At 46.7% G+C, this 2,349-nt stretch carries 5 protein-coding genes; all 5 read right to left on the minus strand.

Annotated features, from left to right (window positions below; all coding sequences use genetic code 11):
- A partial coding sequence (locus tag ABEA66_RS36220; RefSeq protein WP_345595438.1) for a cold shock domain-containing protein occupies window positions 1-138 on the minus strand: 138 nt, incomplete at its 3' end.
- Window positions 135-329 (minus strand): hypothetical protein, encoded by a 195-nt coding sequence (locus ABEA66_RS36225; protein ID WP_345595429.1) that lies wholly within the window; start codon window positions 327-329, stop codon window positions 135-137. The genes ABEA66_RS36225 and ABEA66_RS36220, both read right to left, overlap by 4 nt.
- Window positions 292-627 carry a hypothetical protein gene (locus ABEA66_RS36230; RefSeq protein ID WP_345595431.1) on the minus strand — a complete coding sequence of 112 codons (336 nt, stop codon included), beginning with the start codon at window positions 625-627 and terminating at the stop codon, window positions 292-294. Before ABEA66_RS36230 ends, ABEA66_RS36225 begins: the two co-directional genes overlap by 38 nt.
- A gap of 644 nt (window positions 628-1,271) precedes the next feature.
- Window positions 1,272-1,520 (minus strand): helix-turn-helix domain-containing protein, encoded by a 249-nt coding sequence (locus ABEA66_RS36235; protein ID WP_345595433.1) that lies wholly within the window; start codon window positions 1,518-1,520, stop codon window positions 1,272-1,274.
- Between the two features lie 181 nt (window positions 1,521-1,701).
- A complete protein-coding gene (locus ABEA66_RS36240) occupies window positions 1,702-2,094 on the minus strand; it encodes a hypothetical protein (protein WP_345595436.1) in 393 nt (130 codons plus the stop codon).
- Between the last annotated feature and the right edge of the window lie 255 nt (window positions 2,095-2,349).

Consider the following 2,349-nt stretch of genomic DNA (forward strand, 5'->3'; position numbering starts at 1 on the left):
TTGTCCTTGTTCGAGCTTCCTGAATCCGTCCATTTTGATAACTGTCTGATGGACAAAAACGTCTTGGCCGTCACTTCCGGCTATAATTCCGTAGCCACGATCATCGCTAAACCACTTTACAGTCCCTTTGTGTGTCATTTTGCATTCCCCCGTTTAATTTTCTTTACGAGCAGCGGCGCCATAAACCGCGCTCTCCCCTCCGTGATGCTACTGCCGAATGTCATCAAATACGTCTCGCCTGACTCCGTATCAAGCAGGTGTACCCGCCTTTTGTAACCGTGATCGTACGGCTCAACCGCTGTCACCACGACCTTGCTCACGTTCGCCATTCTGCACCGCCTCCGATATGAAACGTATCCAATACACGACCGCCGACCGTACCTCTGCCTTCGTAATCCCGTACTTTGTCGTTGGCGCATACGCCTTGCAAATTAGAATCGCGGTCTTCTCAACGAGCCGATAATACTGCACTTTATCCATTTTTTTGACTGTATCGGTGTTAACGTAGCTGGCGATGTACTGCCCGACGGCATCAAGGAACCACTCTTTCACTTCGCTATCGAGTACATAAGTCTGGAATTTTAGTGGCCGACGTGCTCCATAATCAACTTCGTGTTCGTGGGTCATCGTGACGACCTCCGTTTCGCGACCACAAGCCGCAAGTATCGGCAATCAGTTGGCCGATCACGGTAGGGCTTGCACCGCGGATCAGTCTCAGTAGCGAGTGCTTCCATCAGTAGACAAAGCGCGCCGGGCCGATAAAACTCGCAATAGGTCTTAGCGTCTTCTTTCAAGTAAAAACAGTCACCCCTCTATCTGTGGGTATTTAAACATTCAAACTGTATAAACCCCTTATATGAATAAATAAGACGCCCAGAAGCCGCATGATAAGCGTACTTTTTGGCGTCTAAATTCCCACAATTGCTCTTGATTTTCGCATTGATTCGCGGTTTGAATCGCGTTTTGATAATACAGCGCACTGCTCACAATACTTTTGCCTGTTACTTCGTCTAACGATTTTATCCCCGCACCGATCGCACTTCTCCAATGTTTTCTTATCAATCCGCCAATACAGAAGTCCTAAAACGGGTTCACTCGGCAATACCGATCGCTGAAAATAATCACATTGCATCGTTCCAGCTTCAATAAATGGCCGTGCTTGCTCATCTTCACGAAAGAAGTTACAAATCGACTGACCGTTTGGTTCGAGTAAACAAGCGTTATGTCCAATAAAGTTAGCGCACTGCTTACGTACCAATCTTCGGATATCACTATTTACGTTTATAACGAAGCCCCCCGTAATTAAACTCGTCATATGCGCGGACTAACTGCTCTAGTCGATCCGGCGTTAAGTCTAGTTTTTCAATAATCTTGCGTGCAAGCTTTGCCGTCAGCGGTCGCTGTCCTTTTTCAATCTTTGATATATAGGACTCTGATACGCCGGCTAACCTTGCGATATCGTACAGCGACAACCCTCGCATAGAGCGAACTTTATATAGCGATTCTACAGTTAACGGCACCTCAACCCCTCCTGTGTTTGATTGTCTAGTTTTCTTGACTGAACAGTAAAATAAAAAAAAGCCTAGACCGTCTTCGATCTACGCAATTTCTCGGCATTAGCATACGCGCGTGATGCTTCTTTGCCTACATATATAAATGGAAACCACGATGCAAAAATACAGGTACATATGTAAAAAAAAATTAGTGCGCCATCACGACCTCTTTCGGTAAATATATTTTCTTATCTATGTCCACACTCCCGCCTCCCTCCTCAAAACCTTCATAAGATATCTCGCGATTTCGACGCTTATTTCCGTCGTACCATTCCGCATCAGCGTTCTTAACTGGATACTCCTTCACTTGCTCCACACGCTGTTCAGGACGCATAATAAAGTCGGCGAGCACGTCGACAATCGAGCACAATGTTCGCCAGCTCTTTCGGCGCGTCATCGGGTGGCGGTATTTACGGGCTTGGATCTTCCCACGGTCCCAGCCAGCCTCTTCTAATACGGATATTACTGCGTCGGCTATCTGAACGCGCAGTTCTTCGTCTTTAATCCGATAGTTTTCGTCCCAAAATGTATATAGGTTCATGCGCATCCTCCCTAACGTTAACCGCTATAGTATTTTCGGAGTTTAATAGCTAGTCGCTCCTTGACTCGGGACGCCTGCTTTCTATCTCGGAGTCCTAATTCGTCTGCCATCTCTTGAAGTGTTGCATCTGGAGATTCGCACAAGAAATTGAATAGGTGGCGTTCATGATCGCTAAGTGAGGTATCCGCTGCCATCTGCTCGATTATTATGCGAGATATTGCGTCGTCTTCTGCGCTCTGATTTGTACGAGCACGC

It is taken from the genome of Paenibacillus vulneris (assembly GCF_039543185.1).
In the GTDB taxonomy this organism is placed as follows: Bacteria; Bacillota; Bacilli; order Paenibacillales; family NBRC-103111; genus Paenibacillus_S; species Paenibacillus_S vulneris.

What these genes read in the sequence shown, in the direction of transcription:
- ABEA66_RS36225 (WP_345595429.1), bottom strand. Translation starts at nt 329, where the DNA reads ATGGCGAACGTGAGCAAGGTCGTGGTGACAGCGGTTGAGCCGTACGAT.
- ABEA66_RS36230 (WP_345595431.1), bottom strand. Translation starts at nt 627, where the DNA reads ATGACCCACGAACACGAAGTTGATTATGGAGCACGTCGGCCACTAAAA.
- ABEA66_RS36240 (WP_345595436.1), bottom strand. Translation starts at nt 2,094, where the DNA reads ATGAACCTATATACATTTTGGGACGAAAACTATCGGATTAAAGACGAA.